The organism is Azospirillum brasilense (assembly GCF_001315015.1).
Taxonomy (GTDB): Bacteria; Pseudomonadota; Alphaproteobacteria; order Azospirillales; family Azospirillaceae; genus Azospirillum; species Azospirillum brasilense.
Map to the genome: position 1 here is coordinate 1,281,961 of NZ_CP012914.1, position 14,798 is coordinate 1,296,758.

The window sequence follows — 14,798 nt, forward strand, 5'->3', positions numbered from 1 at the left end:
GGTCCAATGCGGGGGACCATCCGCCAACGTCCGGGGTCACGCAAGAACAATGGGAGTCAAAGCCGAGATGTTCCGTCCGAAACTCATTCTGGGGCCGGTGCTGGCCCTCGCACTGGTTGCGCTCGCCGCCTGCGCGGACGCGCCGGGGCGTTCGTCCGGCGCCGCCGTGGGCGGTGCTCCGGCGGCCTCCACCGCGGCCCCCGCGGCCCCTGCCGGGTCGCCCGCGGCCTCGCGCCCGGCCCGTGGGGTCGAAGACCCGTCGCTCCGCCTCGATGGCGGTGTCGGAACTGACGATTCCTGCCGCGCCCAGTGCGAGCGCAGCAACAACTCCTGCATGGACTCGGTGGCCGCGCGCGCGCAGAGCGGGCTCGACCGTCCGGACCGCGGCGGCATCTTCTCGCCGACCGACAATTGCCAGCATTCGCTGCGCATGTGCTACCAGCGCTGCGGCGCGCCCACCAACCAGTGACCGTGTCCGCAAGGGTCATGGCTTACCGATGAGCAAACGCGGCGACTCCGGAGCCACCGGCGGCCTGTTCGAGGCGGGTGCCCCCCGCCCGCTGGCCGATCGGCTGCGCCCGCGCAGCCTGGGCGAGGTGGTTGGTCAGGAGCATCTGCTGAAGCCCGACGGCCCGCTCGGCCGCATGGTCGCCGCGCGCCGGCTGGCCTCCATGATCCTGTGGGGGCCGCCCGGCTGCGGCAAGACGACCATCGCGCGGCTGCTCGCCCTGTCCACCGACCTGCATTTCGAACCGCTGTCGGCGGTGTTCTCCGGCGTGGCCGACCTGCGCAAGGTGTTCGACGCCGCCCGGGCGCGGCGCGCGGCCGGGCAGGGCACGCTGCTGTTCATCGACGAGATCCACCGCTTCAACCGCTCCCAGCAGGACGGCTTCCTGCCCTATGTGGAGGATGGCACCGTCACGCTGGTCGGCGCCACCACCGAGAATCCGTCCTTCGAGCTGAACGCGGCGCTTCTGTCGCGCGCCCAGGTCTTCGTGCTGAACCGGCTCGACGACGCGGCGCTGGAGAAGCTGCTGTCGCGGGCCGAGGCGGAGATGGGCCGCCCGCTGCCGCTGACGCCGGACGCGCGGTCCGCGCTGAAGGCGATGGCCGACGGCGACGGGCGCTTCTGCCTGAACCTCTGCGAAGAGCTGTTCGCCCTGCCGGTGCCGGAGGACGGCGCGCGTCTCGACAACAACGCGCTCGCCACCGCCATCCAGCGCCGAGCCCCGCTCTACGACAAGGCGCAGGAGGGGCACTACAACCTCATCAGCGCGCTGCACAAGTCGCTGCGCGGGTCGGACACCGACGCGGCGCTCTACTGGTACGCCCGCATGCTGGAGGGGGGCGAGGACCCGCGCTACATCGCGCGCCGGCTGACCCGCTTCGCGGTGGAGGACATCGGCATGGCCGATCCCAACGCGCTGGCCCAGGCCACCGCCGCCTGGGAGGCCTACGAGCGGCTGGGCAGCCCGGAGGGCGAACTGGCCATCGCCCAACTCGTCATCTATCTGGGGACGGCGCCCAAGTCGAACGCCGGCTACACCGCCTACAAGAGCGCGCTGCGCGCCGCCAAGGAAACCGGCAGCCTGATGCCGCCCAAGCACATCCTGAACGCCCCGACCAAGCTGATGAAGCAGATCGGCTATGGCAAGGGGTATGAGTACGACCACGACACGGCGGACGGCTTCTCCGGCCAGAACTATTTCCCGGAGGGCATGGCGCGGCGCGCCTTCTACCAGCCGGTGGAGCGTGGATTCGAGCGCGAGATCAAGAAGCGCCAGGACTATTGGGCGCGCCTGCGTGAGCGCAAAGCCGCGGACGGGGATGAGTAGGCACGTTTCACTGCTTCGAGTGGGCAATTCTCAGAATCCACGCTGTGGCTACCAGCGGGCCGGGCCGTTCGAACACGCAGGTCATGGTTGCGCTGGTGTTCTCGCACTTTTGTGTCGGAGCACGGGCGCTCGAAATCAGGGTTCGTGAAATGACAGGAGAGGCGTGCGTATGACGGCGGAGGACGCGGTTCCGGCATTCTCACGCTTCATCGCCATCGACTGGTCGGGCGCCGCCGGCAAGCGCTACGCCGGCGTTGCCGTTGCCGAATGCGGTGCCGAGGGGCCGCCGCGGGTCGTCGCGCCCACGGAGCGGCAATGGTCGCGCACCGCCGTGTTCGACTGGCTGCTCGACGGGCTGAAGCGCGGGCCGGCGCTGGTTGGGATCGACTGCGCCTTCTCGCTGCCCTTCGCTGTGGCCGGTCGCTACTTCCCCGACCCCGACGCGGCGACGGCCTTCGACCTCTGGGACCGGGTGGAAGCGGTGGCCGGGGCGGAACCGGACTTCGCCGGGGGCGGCTTCGCGGCGCACCCGGACTACGGCGCCGATTTCTGGCGCGCCGGGACGCAGCCGGACTGGTACCGCGACCCGCACCGGTTGACCGAGCGGATGTGCCGCGCCGACGGCTACGGCAGCCCGCAGAGCCCCTACAAGCTGATCGGCGCCAAGCAGGTGGGGAAGGGCGGGCTGGCCGGGATGCGCGTGCTGCGCGCGCTGAAGCGGGCGGCACCGGACCGGGTGGCGGTTTGGCCCTTCGATCCGCCGGAGCCGGGCCGCACCGTGTTCTGCGAGATCTACCCGCGCCTGTTCCTGATCCGCGCCGGCTTCGGCCTGCGGAAGATCCGCGACGGGGCTGGGGTCGATGCCGCTCTGGCCGCCCTCGGCGCGCCGCCCGCCGGTTTGTCCGGGGCGGTGAGCGACCATGACGCGGACGCGCTGGTCTCCGCGGCGGGGCTGCGCTGGCTGGCCGGGCGGCCGGCGGTGTGGAGCCCGCCGGCCATGGACGCGCTGGCGCGGCGGCAGGAGGGCTGGATCTTCGGCGTGGGCGACCGGAATAGCGGAATTCCTGCGCCCGGCGCGTGACAAGCCGCCGCAATTCTGGCTCTATCCGAGCGGGATGCCCGTCGTCCCGTCCGTTCCGGAGGTTTCGTGATCGCATCACCGTCCACGCTCGCCGCGGTCGCCGTCGGCGGCGCTGTCGGGTCCATGGCGCGCTATCTTCTGATGACGGCGGTCGGCCATTGGCTGGGCACGCAGTTTCCCTACGGAACGCTGATCGTGAACGCCGTGGGCTGCTTCACCATGGGCGCGCTGGCGGAGCTGGCCGCGCTGGTGTGGTCGCCCTCGCCGGAGCTGCGGGCGCTGCTGATGGTCGGGGTGCTGGGGGGATTCACGACCTTCTCCTCCTTCACGCTCGACGTCGGGCTGCTGGTGGAGCGGAACGCCCTGCCGGCGGCGGCGGGTTACATCCTGGCCTCGATGGTTCTGACCATCGCGGGTTTCTTTGCCGGCCTTGCGGTCGTGCGTTCTCTTGTTTCGGTGCCCGTTTGATGAGTGAGAACAAAACCCCCAGCGTGGAAACCCGGACCGTGACGTCCGACGAGGCCGACGTCCGCCTCGACCGCTGGTTCAAGCGCCATTTCCCCGACGTGGGGCACGGCTATCTGCAGAAGCTGCTGCGCACCGGCCAGATCCGCGTGGACGGCAAGCGGGCGGAAACCTCGACCCGGCTCGCCGCCGGCCAGTCCATCCGCATCCCGCCGCTGGCCGACTGGGCCAAGCCGGAGGGCGCCGCCGCGGCCCCCGCGCCGAAGAAGCCGGCCATGTCGGACAAGGACATCGCGGCGCTCCAGGCGCTGGTTCTCTTCAAGGACGGCGACGTCATCGCGCTGAACAAGCCGGCGGGCCTCGCCGTTCAGGGCGGCACCAACACCACCAAGCATCTCGACGCCATGCTGGACGCCCTGCGCTTCGACGCGAAGGAGCGGCCCAAGCTGGTGCACCGGCTGGACAAGGACACCTCGGGCGTCCTGCTGCTGGCGCGCAACACCTTCGCGGCGTCCAAGCTGACGGAGCAGTTCCGCGGCCGCGACGTGCGCAAGATCTACTGGGCCGCCACGGTCGGCGTGCCGAAGCCCTACCAGGGCAAGATCGACCTCGCGCTGGCCAAGGAAGGCGGGCCGCAGGGCGAGCGGGTGGCCGGCGACGAGGACGACGGCAAGCGTGCCGTCACCTACTACTCGGTTCTGGAAAACCTGGGCAAGCAGGCGGCCTTCGTCGCCATGTGGCCGCGCACGGGGCGCACCCACCAGCTCCGCGTCCACATGAACGCCATCGGCACGCCGATCCTCGGCGACGGGAAGTACGCCGGGCAGGGGGCCTATCTGCCGGGCGCCGAGGTCCAGAAGAAGCTGCATCTGCACGCCCGCCGCCTGATCCTGCCGCACCCGCGCGGCGGCAACCGGATGATCGACGTGACGGCGCCGCTGCCCGACCACATGCTGACGACCTGGAAGTATCTGGGCTTCAGCGCCAGCCTGAAGGGCGACCCGTTCGAGGGGGTCGAATAAGGCGGGGGGCTCACCCCGCCTCGCGGCCCTCCAGAAACGCCGTAAGCTGCTCCGCCGCCTGCCCGACATGGTCGGTGACGAGCCGGCACCCCTCCTCCGCGTCGCCCGCCCGGCAGGCCGCCAGCAGCGCGCGGTGCTCGTCCTGCGACCGCGGTAAATAGCCCAGCGCCGCGAACTGGAAGCGCAGGTAACGGTCGGCGGCCAGCAGATGCTGCTCCGTCAGCGCCAGCAGACGGGGCCGCCCGGCCCGCGCGTAGAGCGTCATGTGGAAGCGCCGGTTCAGCTCCCCCATGCGACCCGGATCGGCCTCGCCATCCATTTCCGCGATCAACTCCTCCGCCTGATCGAGTTCCGCCGCCGTCAGGCCGGGCAGTGACAGGCGCAGCGCCATCGGTTCCAGCGCCATGCGGATCGCCCCGATGTCGGCGCCGTCCGCCGCCGAGATTTCCGCGACGACCGCGCCGCGGTGCGGGTGGAACTCGGCCAGCGCCCGCGCCTCTAACTGGCGCAGCGCCTCGCGCACCGGCATGCGGCTGACCCCGAAGGTTTCCGCCAGCTCCTCCTGCCGCAAGGGCGTGCCCGGCGCGATGACCCCGGTCAGGATCGCCTCGCGCAGCGTCGCCTCCACGAACTCCGTGGTGGTGCGGTGGCGCGGCCGCGCGCGCGCCACGAGGCGCGACAGCCCGTCGTTGACCGCCATGCGTGATCTCCCCTTGCCAGGATATTGGATCCAATCTATCACCTTCCCCATTGTCCTGCACCCCCGATGGAGGGTCCCAAGCCATGTCCTCTTCCGATACCGTCCCGGCGACGGGCCTTTCGACGGGGCTTTCCCTGCGCGCGGTCGGCGCCGGCCTGTTGGCGGCCCTGGTCGGCTATGCCAGCTCGGTGGCGGTGGTGATCCATGGCCTGACCGCCGTGGGCGCCGGCACGGAGCAGGTGGTGTCGGGCCTCGTCCTGCTGGGCTTCGCCATGGGGCTGACGGCGATGGGGCTCAGCCTGCACCGGCGCAAGCCGATCAGCATCGCCTGGACGACGCCGGGCATGGCGCTGCTCGCCGCCACCGGCGCGGTGGAAGGCGGCTTCCCCGCCGCGGTGGGGGCCTTCGTGGTGACCGGTGTGCTGATCGTCCTGGCTGGGCTGTGGTCGCCGCTCGGCCGCTGGATCGCGGCGATTCCCAAGCCGCTGGCCAACGGCATGCTGGCGGGCATCCTGCTGAAGCTCTGCCTCGCCCCCTTCCTGGCGGTGTCGCAGGCGCCGGGAATGGCGCTGCTGGTGCTGGCGACCTGGGCGGTGGTGGGGCGGGTGGCGCGTCTCTACGCCGTGCCCGCCGCGGTGGCGGTGGCGCTCGGGGCGATGGCGCTCGACTCATCCGGTGGGGCGGCGCTGTCCGGCGCGCTGTGGCCGGGCGTAACCTTCGTCCAGCCGGTGTTCACCTGGGAAGCAATGGTCGGCATCGCCCTGCCGTTGTTCGTCGTCACCATGGCCTCGCAGAACATCCCTGGCCTTGCTGTTCTGGCGACCTACAACTACGCGCCGCCGACCCGCCCAATCTTCCTGGTGACGGGGGCGGCCTCCGCCCTGACGGCGTTGGGCGGTGCTCCGACCGTCAACCTCGCGGCGATCACCGCGGCGCTCTGCGCCAGCCCGGACGCCGACCCGAACCCGGCGCGGCGCTGGCAGGCCGCCTTTGTCGGCGGCATCGGCTACATCCTGTTCGCCGGGCTCGCCGGGGTGACGGCAGTGATGGTCACCCGTTCCCCGCCGATCCTGATCGAGGCGGTGGCCGGGCTTGCCCTGGTCGGCGCTTTCGGCGCCGCCCTGATGGGCGCCGTGCAGGTGGAGGCGAACCGCACCGCCGCCCTGGTCACCATGCTGGTCACCGCCTCCGGCCTGTCCTTCGTCGGGGTGGGTTCGGCCTTCTGGGGCCTGCTGCTGGGCGGGGCGGTCCATCTGCTCCATTGGCGTTCCCCGGTGTCGCAGCCGGCGAAGTGAGTTGCGCTTTCCCAATGCGAGCCGCATAAGTCCGGTACGACCCGCGTCCCGGAGGCGATGCCCGTGAGCAGCTCAGAGAATGCCCGTCCGCTGCGGCTGGCCCTGTTCGATTGCGACGGCACGCTGGTGGACAGCCAGTTCGCCATCATCGACGCCATGACCACCGCCTGGGCCGCCCACGGGCTGGGCGAGCCGGACCCGCTGGAGGTGCGCCGCATGGTCGGCCTGCCGCTGGTGCAGGCGGTATCGCAACTGCTGCCGCACCTGGACACCGACCGCCATGTGGCCGTCGCGGAAAGCTACAAGGACGCCTTCGCGGCGCTGCGCCACCGCGGCGACCTGCACGAGCCGCTGTTCCCCGGCCTGCGCGACACGCTGGACGCGCTGGAGGCGGAGGGTGTGCTGCTCGGCGTGGCGACCGGCAAGTCGCGGCGAGGGCTGGACGCCGTGCTGGCCCATCACGGGCTGACCGAGCGCTTCGTCACGCTCCAGACCAGCGACATCGGTCCCGGCAAGCCGCACCCCGACATGGTCTACCGCGCCCTGGCCGAAACCGGGGTGGAGGCGGCGCGGACGGTTGTGATCGGCGACACCACCTACGACATTCAGATGGCCCGCAACGCGCGGGTCGCGTCGGTCGGCGTCTCCTGGGGCTATCACGCGGTGGCCGAGCTGGAGGCCGCCGGGGCCGACCGCATCGTCCACCGCGGGCGTGCGGTGGCCGGCGCCGTGCTGGACCTGTTGCACCGTTAAGAGAGACTTCGAAGGACCCTGATGAAGCGCTTCTACAAGACCGCCTCCGTCGACGAGGCCGCCGGCGGCGGCTTCGAGGTGCGCCTGGACAACCGCCCGATCCGCAGCCCGGCCAAGGCGCCGCTGGTCTTCGCAAGCTGGCCGCTGGCCCAGGCCGTCGCCGCCGAATGGGACGCGCAGCCTGAGGACATCGCCCCGGACAGCATGCCGCTGATGCAGCTCGCCAGCACGGCGGTGGACCTGATCGGCAAGGGGCGCGCCGCCATCGTCGACGGCGTGGCCGCCTATGCGGAGACGGACCTGCTCTGCTACCGCGCGGAGCATCCCCGGAACCTGGTGGAGTTGCAGGCGCAGCGCTGGCAGCCGCTGCTCGACTGGGCGACGCTGCGCTACGACGCGCCGCTGCACGTCAACGCCGGGCTGATGCCCAAGCCGCAGCCGCCCGAAGCGCTGCGCGCCCTGCGCAACGCGGTCGAGGCTTACGACGACTGGACGCTGTCGGCGCTCCAGACTGCCACGGGTTCCTGCGGTTCGCTGATCGTCGCGCTGGCGCTGGTCGAGGGGCACATCGACGCCGAGGAGGCCTTCGCCGTGTCGCAGCTCGACGAGACCTTCCAGATCGAGGCCTGGGGCGAGGACCCGGAGACGACCAAGCGCCGCGCCGCCCTGCGCGTGGACATCGCCGCCTGCCGCCGTTTCGTCGATCTGCTGCGGGCCTGATCATCCTTCGGGTGGGGACGGAATAAAGCGCCGCGGCGGGCGTCCTGTCAGTGAGGGCCGGGTCCAATCACCCGCCCCGTCACGACAGGGAGGTTCCGTCCATGCATCGCTTCACCCATTTCACCGCCGCCGCGGCGATCGCGCTGGCGCTCGGCCTCGCGGCGCCGTCCGCCTTCGCGCCCTCCGCCTTCGCGCAGGGCGCCATGCCCGCCAAGACCGGACAGTCGGCCGGCGGCCCCGTGCTGACCGACAGCAAGGGCATGACGCTCTACGTCTTCGACCGCGATGCGGGCGGCAAGTCCGCCTGCAACGGCCAGTGCGCCACCAACTGGCCGCCGCTGATGGCCCCGGCGGGCGCCAAGGCGATGGGCGACTACTCGGTCGTCACCCGGGACGACGGTTCCATGCAGTGGGCCTACAAGGGCAAGCCGCTCTACGGCTGGGCGAAGGACGGCAAGCCGGGGGACACCACCGGTGACGGGGTGAACAACGTCTGGCACGTCGCGCGTCCGTAAGCATGACTCCAAACAGGGAAAAGCCCCCGCGGCGCTTGGCCGCGGGGGCTTTTCGTGACCGGACCGGCGATTACTGGCCGGTGCCCGACGGAGCGGCCGGCGGGGTGCCGGTGGCGCCGCCCGGAGCGGTCATGGTGCCGGAGGTGCCGGTGGAGGAGCGGCTCGCCGCGCCGTTCACCGTGTCGCCGGCCTTGTCCTTGTTGCGGTTCAGCGAGGTGGTGGTGTCGGAGTACTCGAACTCCGGCATCTCCTTCACCTGGTCGCGGGTCATGCCCGAGAGCTGGACGCGCTCCTGCTGGGCGTCCCAGTTGGCCTTGCCGATGTCCACGGCAATCTGCTTCTCACCGATGCCGAGGAAGCCGCCCGAGGAGATCACGAGCTGCTGGGCCTTGCCGTTGCTGTCGAGGATGATGTCCTCGACCTCGCCGACCTTCTCGTTGTCGGTGCCGTAGACGTTCTTGCCCATCATGTTCTCGGCGCTGGCCATCTGGCCGCCGGTCAGCTCGGAGGCGCTGCCGGTCGCGGCACTGCCGGTCGTGGCGTTACCCGGGGCGCTGCCGCTCTTGTTCATCTCGGTCGCGGTCGGGGCGCCGGTGGTGGGGCTGCCGGTGGTCGGCGACGTGGTTTGCGCCATCGCCGTGCCGGTCATCAGCGCCAGGACGGACGCAGCCGCGATGATTTCCCTCCGCATAACTCACTCCTCTCCGTGTTTCGGCGTTTCTGTCGAGTGCCTTGGTTTGTCTCGGTAAGGCAGAACGACAACAGGGCCCCGGCGGGAATGGTCACGCGGAAAATCGAAAAAATCTTTCGGCTAGTCCGTGCAAGTTTCGGGAATAAAAGTGGTGAAGAACTCAGAAGCTTGCCCAGACTGGCTTTGCCGGCGTGACTGTGGCCTCTCCGGCTGTCAAGACCAATCCGTCTTGCCCCGCACGGGTGAGGTCTTCCAGCCGTAGCAAGGCCAGCGCCGTCGAGCCATGGCCGCTGCGGATCTCGCCGACCTCCTTGCCCTCCAGCGTCACCGGCGTGCCGGGGGCGGGAAGGGGGCCGTCCAGCGTCACCGGGAACAGCTTCTTCTTGATCAGGGCGCGGTATTTGGTGCGGGCGGTCAGTTCCTGCCCCATGTAGCAGCCCTTGTCCCAGGAGATGGCGTTGAGGTCGTCCAGATCGTTCTCCAGGGGGAGCGCCTTGTCGGGCGTGAGGTCGCGGCTGCCCTCCGGAACGCCCAATGACAGGCGCAGCCGGTCGTAGTCCTCGGCGCCGCGCGCAACGAAGCCCGCCGCCTCCAGCGCCGCCGCGGCGCTCTCGCGCGGCAGGAAGGCGCGGGCGCCCAGCGCCGGCAGGCGCGGGTCGGTGAAGGCGATGCCGCCCGCGAAGGCGATCGCGGCCCCGGCCTCCTCCGGCAAACCCAGTCTCGCAAGCGAGTCGCCGCCGAACAGGACGACGGCCAGCATGGCGCCGGCCCGGTCCTCCAGCGTGATCTTGGAGCGCAGCTTGTACATCTTCAGGCGGCGCAGGAATTCCTCGCGCCGGTCCGTCTCGGGGTCGAGCAGAAGGGCGCCGTCCGATTCGGCGATGCGGAAATCGTGCAGGAACTTGCCCTGCGGGGTCAGGAACAGGGCGTAGACGGCGCGGTCCGCCGCGACGCGGCGCAGGTCGTTGGACACCAGCCCTTGCAGGAAGGCCGCCCGGTCCTCGCCCGCGACCGCGATGACGCCCCGGTCCTCCAGGATCGCATAGCCCGCCTGTTCCGCCGTCATGCCTTTGCTCCGATTGTCCCGTTCAAGTCCCCGATAGTTGGGCGAAGGGGGAAGGGGAGGCAAGGGTGGCGAGGTCTGTGCCCTTGCATGGCGCGTCCGCCTTTTCCGCGGACGCGCCACGGTGCAAGCCGTGGTCGATGGACCTTCAGGTAGGCGGTCAGCCGGCTGGAGGTTCGATCCGCAAGACCTGCACCGACTTGGTGCGGCCGTCGAGCGTGCCATAGGCGATGGATTGCCCTTCGGACAGGCCGAGCAGGGCGGCGCCCACCGGGGTCAGGATCGAGATGCCATCCTGCCGCCGGGCCGCTTCGTCCGGTGTGATGAGTGTGGCAGTGTGCCGCGTGCCCCGATCGTCCGCGAAGGTGACCCGGCTGCCGAGCCGGACGAAGGGCGTGCCGCCGTCGCTGGAATAATCCGCGACATCGGCGCGGTCGACCTCGCGCTGGAGGAAGTCGATGACGCCGGCGGGCTGGCTGAGATGGGCGAGAAGGACGTCGAGACGCCCAAGGTCGTGGGGGGTGATTCGGATCGGCGGCGGATCGCCGAGCATCGACTTGCGGTTCATTCCAAAAGCTCCATAAGCAAAGGCCGCCGGAAATGGCGGCCCTTTCCATAGCTGATGACGACGGCGGCCTCTTGTCAACCGTGCGGCGGCGTGGCATCTGTCCGTGTGCGAAGCAACTGCTGATTTGTTGGGTCATCTGCCGCTTTGTTGGGCTGCGACAGGCGCCCGACACGGGGCGAATGACCGCAGGCTGGGCAATCGCTTCCCCTGTTGACGGCGAACGGCCTTGACGGGCAAGACTCTCCGAAAGTGGCATGGCTTTGGCAATGCCCTGCCGACTTCACCCCTACCCGGTCCGTCTCCTTGGATTCCCCATCCGTGTCATCCCCACCGCACCGGCTCGAACTGCGCGGCATCACCAAGCGCTTTCCGGGCTGTCTGGCGAACGATCAGGTCGATCTCGTCCTCCGGCCGGGCGAGATCCACGCGCTGCTGGGCGAGAACGGCGCCGGCAAGTCGACGCTGGTGAAGATCATCTACGGCGTCCTGCACGCCGACGCCGGCCGGATCCTGTGGAACGGGCATGACACCCACATTCCCGACCCGGCGGGCGCCCGCCGGCTGGGCATCGGCATGGTGTTCCAGCATTTCTCCCTGTTCGACACGCTGACGGTCGCTGAGAATATTTCGCTCGGCCTGGACCAGCCCGGCCCGATGGACGCGCTGTCGGCGCGCATCGCCGAGGTGTCGGAACGCTACGGCCTGTCGCTGGACCCGCGCCGCCACGTCCACAACCTGTCGGTCGGCGAGCGGCAGCGGGTGGAGATCGTGCGGTGCCTGCTCCAGGACCCCAAGCTGCTGATCATGGACGAGCCGACCTCGGTCCTGACGCCGCAGGAGGCGACCCGCCTGTTCGAGACCCTGCGCCGGCTGGCGGCGGAGGGCTGCACGATCCTCTACATCAGCCACAAGCTGGAGGAGATCCGCGCGCTCTGCGACACCGCCACGGTGCTGCGCGGCGGGCGCGTCGTGGGGAGCTGTGACCCGCGCAGGGAAACCGCGCGCAGCCTCGCCGAGATGATGATCGGCACCGAGCTGTCCACGCCGGAGCGGCTGCCGCAGGGCGAGGCCGGGGCGGCGAAGCTCCAGGTCCGGCACCTCTCCACCACCTCCGACAACCCCTTCGCCACCAACCTGAAGGATGTGTCCTTCGAGGTGCGGGCCGGCGAGATCCTGGGCATCGCCGGTGTGGCCGGCAACGGTCAGGCGGAGCTGATGGCCGCGCTGAGCGGCGAGGCGCTGGTGCCGGACCCGGCGTCGGTCGCCATCGAGGGCCGGCCAGCCGGCCATCTCGGCCCGCGGGAGCGGCGGCTGCTCGGCCTCGCCTTCGTGCCGGAGGAGCGGCTGGGCCGCGGCGCCGTGCCGGAACTGAGCCTGTCGGAGAACGCGCTGCTCTCCGGCTACGCCCGCGAGCCGCTGGTGCGCAGCGGGCTGGTGCATTTCGGGCGGGCGCGCTCCTACGCCGAGCGGATCATCGGCGCTTTCAACGTGGTCACCCACGGCCACCGGGCGGAGGCGCGGTCGCTGTCGGGCGGCAACCTCCAGAAATTCATCATCGGCCGCGAGATCCTTCAGAAGCCGCGCCTGCTGGTGGTCGGCCAGCCGACCTGGGGCGTGGACGCGGGTGCCGCGGCGGCGATCCACCGGGCGCTGATCGACCTTGCGCGTGCAGGCGCCGCCGTCCTGGTCATCAGCCAGGACCTGGACGAGCTGTTCGTGCTGAGCGACCGCATCGCCGTGCTGTTCCACGGCCATCTCTCGGAAAGCCGTCCCACCCACCACACCAGCGTGGAGGAGATCGGCCTACTGATGGGCGGCCTGTTCAACCACCCGCCCGACGAGGACGAGGTGGACCGTGCGGTGTGAGGATGTGATGACGCTTGCGAGCCCCCTCCCTAACCCTCCCCCGCTGGCGCGGGAGAGGGGATTTCGCCGCCACGGCACCTGCTCCCTCTCCCGCCAACGGCGGGGGAGGGTTGGGGAGGGGGCCGGGGCATGACCCTCCTCCGTCTCGAACCCCGCGGCGAGGCGTCGCGCGCGATGGTCTACGCCACGCCGCTGCTGGCGGTCGCGCTCACGCTCGTCAGCGGCTTTCTGCTGTTCTGGGCCATGGGCTTCGACCCGGTGAAGGCGTTGCATGCCTTCTTCATCGCGCCGCTGATGTCGCTGCGCGGCCTCGGTGAGTTGGCGGTCAAGGCGACCCCGCTGGTGCTCTGCGCCATCGGCCTCGCCATCGGCTTCCGCGCCAATGTCTGGAACATCGGGGCCGAGGGGCAGCTCACGCTCGGCGCCATCACCGGCGGCGGTCTGGCGTTGGCCTTCTACGGCGAGGGCGGCTGGTGGCTGTTGCCGCTGATGATCGTCGCGGGCATGGCCGGCGGCGCCCTGTGGGCGGCGATCCCCGCCTTCCTGCGGGTACGCTTCAACGCCAGCGAGATCCTGACCAGCCTGATGCTGAACTATGTGGCGCTGCATCTGCTGAACTACCTGATGCACGGACCCTACCGTGACCCGGACGGCTTCGCCTTCCCGGAATCCCGCCTGTTCGAGGCCGACGCGGTGCTGCCGCTGCTTGTCGCCGGGACGCGCGTGCATCTGGGGTCGCTGTTCGCCCTGCTGGCGGTGGCGGCGGGCTGGTTCCTGATGGCGCGGACCTTCATCGGCTTCCAGATCAAGGTCATCGGCTTGACCCCGACGGCGGCGGGTTACGCCGGCTTCAATCAGAAGAAGATCATCTGGCTGACGCTGCTGCTGTCCGGCGCGCTCGCCGGTCTGGCCGGGCTGGGCGAAATCGCCGGGCCGATCGGGCAGATGAACCCGACCATCTCCCCCGGCTACGGCTACACCGCCATCATCGTCGCCTTCCTGGGGCGGCTGCACCCGGTGGGCATCCTGCTGGCCGGCTTCCTGATGGCGCTGTCCTTCATCGGCGGCGAGGCGGCGCAGATCGCGCTGGGCCTGCCCAAGGCCATCACCGGCGTGTTCCAGGGCATGCTGCTGTTCTTCCTGCTGGCGACCGACGTGCTGATCCGCTACCGCGTGCGCTTCGGCGCGAAGCGAGCTGTCGTCGGGAGGGCCGCGGCATGAGCGCCGAACTGGCCCTGATCGGCCCGATCCTGGCGGCCATGCTGGCCGCCGCCACGCCGCTACTCTTCGCCGCGCTGGGCGAGTTGGTGGTGGAGAAATCCGGCGTCCTGAATCTGGGCGTCGAGGGCATGATGCTGGTCGGCGCCGTCTGCGGCTTCGCCGTGGCGGTGCAGACCGGCAGTTCCACCGCGGGCTTCGTCGCCGGTGCGGCGGCGGGGGCGGGCATGGCGGCGCTGTTCGGCGTGCTGACCCTGTTCCTGCTCGCCAACCAGGTGGCGACCGGGCTGGCGCTGACTCTGTTCGGCGTCGGCCTGTCGGCGCTGATCGGGCAGGGTTTCGTCGGCATCCCCATTGCCGACGTGCCGGAACTCTACATCCCCGGCCTGACCGACCTGCCGGTGATCGGCAAGGCGCTGTTCGGGCAGGACGCGCTGGTCTATCTGGCGCTGGCGGCGGTGCCGGCGGTGCACTGGTTCCTCTACGCCACGCGCAAGGGGCTGATCCTGCGCGCGGTCGGCGAGAACCACGCGGCGGCCCACGCGCTCGGCTACAAGGTCATCCGCATCCGCTTCCTCGCCGTGCTGTTCGGCGGCGCCATGAGCGGCATGGGCGGGGCCTTTCTGTCGCTCGACTACACGCCGATGTGGGCGGAAGGCATTTCCTCCGGGCGCGGCTGGATCGCGCTGGCGCTGGTGGTCTTCGCCACCTGGAAGCCGGGCCGCGTGCTGCTCGGCGCCTGGCTGTTCGGCGGGGTGACCATCGCGCAGCTCCATGTTCAGGGGCTGGGAATCGACATTCCGTCACAACTCTTGTCGATGCTGCCTTATCTGGCTACCGTCATCGTTCTGGTGGTGATTTCACGCGATGTCGCTCGGATCCGGCTGAACGCGCCGGCCAGCCTTGGGAAGGTTTTCCATCCGGACGCCTGATGGGCCGATGCCTGACGGGCTCCGGGATGTTTGCAAGTCTTACGTTCGTGCTCAATCAATTGGATCAGGGAGCA

General features: G+C 70.2%; 16 protein-coding genes. 12 read left to right on the plus strand and 4 right to left on the minus strand.

Annotated elements, in window-relative coordinates; genetic code table 11:
• Positions 1 to 67 precede the first annotated feature (67 nt).
• From AMK58_RS31105 to AMK58_RS05855, 5 genes are all read left to right on the plus strand, one after another.
• Positions 68 to 469: a hypothetical protein gene (locus AMK58_RS31105; RefSeq protein WP_079285333.1), complete on the plus strand. Its 402-nt coding sequence runs from the start codon at positions 68 to 70 to the stop codon at positions 467 to 469.
• A gap of 28 nt (positions 470 to 497) precedes the next feature.
• Positions 498 to 1,835 (plus strand): replication-associated recombination protein A, encoded by a 1,338-nt coding sequence (locus AMK58_RS05840; protein WP_035672863.1) that lies wholly within the window; start codon positions 498 to 500, stop codon positions 1,833 to 1,835.
• A 169-nt stretch (positions 1,836 to 2,004) separates the two neighbouring features.
• Positions 2,005 to 2,916 (plus strand): hypothetical protein, encoded by a 912-nt coding sequence (locus tag AMK58_RS05845; RefSeq protein ID WP_059398718.1) that lies wholly within the window; start codon positions 2,005 to 2,007, stop codon positions 2,914 to 2,916.
• A gap of 66 nt (positions 2,917 to 2,982) precedes the next feature.
• Positions 2,983 to 3,384, plus strand: coding sequence for a fluoride efflux transporter CrcB (gene crcB / locus AMK58_RS05850; RefSeq protein WP_014240063.1), 402 nt, complete (start codon positions 2,983 to 2,985; stop codon positions 3,382 to 3,384).
• Positions 3,384 to 4,403 carry an RluA family pseudouridine synthase gene (locus AMK58_RS05855; RefSeq protein ID WP_035672869.1) on the plus strand — a complete coding sequence of 340 codons (1,020 nt, stop codon included), beginning with the start codon at positions 3,384 to 3,386 and terminating at the stop codon, positions 4,401 to 4,403. The genes crcB and AMK58_RS05855 overlap by 1 nt, the downstream gene beginning before the upstream one ends.
• A gap of 10 nt (positions 4,404 to 4,413) precedes the next feature.
• On the opposite strand, the gene AMK58_RS05860 is transcribed toward AMK58_RS05855, so the two are convergent.
• Positions 4,414 to 5,103, minus strand: coding sequence for a GntR family transcriptional regulator (locus AMK58_RS05860; protein ID WP_035672871.1), 690 nt, complete (start codon positions 5,101 to 5,103; stop codon positions 4,414 to 4,416).
• Between the two features lie 83 nt (positions 5,104 to 5,186).
• Between AMK58_RS05860 and AMK58_RS05865 the strand changes: the two genes are divergently transcribed.
• From AMK58_RS05865 to AMK58_RS05880, 4 genes are all read left to right on the plus strand, one after another.
• The gene (locus AMK58_RS05865) at positions 5,187 to 6,398 is read left to right on the plus strand and encodes a benzoate/H(+) symporter BenE family transporter (RefSeq protein ID WP_051140184.1); all 1,212 of its coding nucleotides are present in this window, start codon (positions 5,187 to 5,189) and stop codon (positions 6,396 to 6,398) included.
• A 57-nt stretch (positions 6,399 to 6,455) separates the two neighbouring features.
• Complete coding sequence (locus AMK58_RS05870; protein WP_035672873.1) at positions 6,456 to 7,151, plus strand: HAD-IA family hydrolase; 696 nt, start codon at positions 6,456 to 6,458, stop codon at positions 7,149 to 7,151.
• A 21-nt stretch (positions 7,152 to 7,172) separates the two neighbouring features.
• Positions 7,173 to 7,871, plus strand: a complete 699-nt coding sequence (locus AMK58_RS05875; protein ID WP_035672877.1) for an ATP12 family chaperone protein — start codon at positions 7,173 to 7,175, stop codon at positions 7,869 to 7,871.
• 101 nt (positions 7,872 to 7,972) lie between these two features.
• The gene (locus tag AMK58_RS05880) at positions 7,973 to 8,386 is read left to right on the plus strand and encodes a COG4315 family predicted lipoprotein (RefSeq protein ID WP_051140185.1); all 414 of its coding nucleotides are present in this window, start codon (positions 7,973 to 7,975) and stop codon (positions 8,384 to 8,386) included.
• Between the two features lie 70 nt (positions 8,387 to 8,456).
• On the opposite strand, the gene AMK58_RS05885 is transcribed toward AMK58_RS05880, so the two are convergent.
• The 3 genes from AMK58_RS05885 to AMK58_RS05895 form a co-directional block, all read right to left on the minus strand.
• The gene (locus tag AMK58_RS05885; protein ID WP_035672880.1) at positions 8,457 to 9,077 is read right to left on the minus strand and encodes a PRC-barrel domain-containing protein; all 621 of its coding nucleotides are present in this window, start codon (positions 9,075 to 9,077) and stop codon (positions 8,457 to 8,459) included.
• 160 nt (positions 9,078 to 9,237) lie between these two features.
• Positions 9,238 to 10,143 carry a CAF17-like 4Fe-4S cluster assembly/insertion protein YgfZ gene (gene ygfZ, locus AMK58_RS05890; protein WP_059398719.1) on the minus strand — a complete coding sequence of 302 codons (906 nt, stop codon included), beginning with the start codon at positions 10,141 to 10,143 and terminating at the stop codon, positions 9,238 to 9,240.
• 157 nt (positions 10,144 to 10,300) lie between these two features.
• Entirely contained in the window at positions 10,301 to 10,708 is a 408-nt protein-coding gene (locus tag AMK58_RS05895; protein WP_035672887.1) for a GreA/GreB family elongation factor, read from the minus strand.
• Between the two features lie 318 nt (positions 10,709 to 11,026).
• Between AMK58_RS05895 and AMK58_RS05900 the strand changes: the two genes are divergently transcribed.
• The 3 genes from AMK58_RS05900 (at position 11,027) to AMK58_RS05910 (ending at position 14,724) form a co-directional block, all read left to right on the plus strand.
• Positions 11,027 to 12,574: an ABC transporter ATP-binding protein gene (locus tag AMK58_RS05900; protein WP_079285334.1), complete on the plus strand. Its 1,548-nt coding sequence runs from the start codon at positions 11,027 to 11,029 to the stop codon at positions 12,572 to 12,574.
• Positions 12,575 to 12,703: 129 nt separating this feature from the next.
• Positions 12,704 to 13,795 carry an ABC transporter permease gene (locus tag AMK58_RS05905; RefSeq protein ID WP_059398720.1) on the plus strand — a complete coding sequence of 364 codons (1,092 nt, stop codon included), beginning with the start codon at positions 12,704 to 12,706 and terminating at the stop codon, positions 13,793 to 13,795.
• Entirely contained in the window at positions 13,792 to 14,724 is a 933-nt protein-coding gene (locus AMK58_RS05910; protein WP_059398721.1) for an ABC transporter permease, read from the plus strand. The genes AMK58_RS05905 and AMK58_RS05910 overlap by 4 nt, the downstream gene beginning before the upstream one ends.
• Positions 14,725 to 14,798 lie beyond the last annotated feature (74 nt).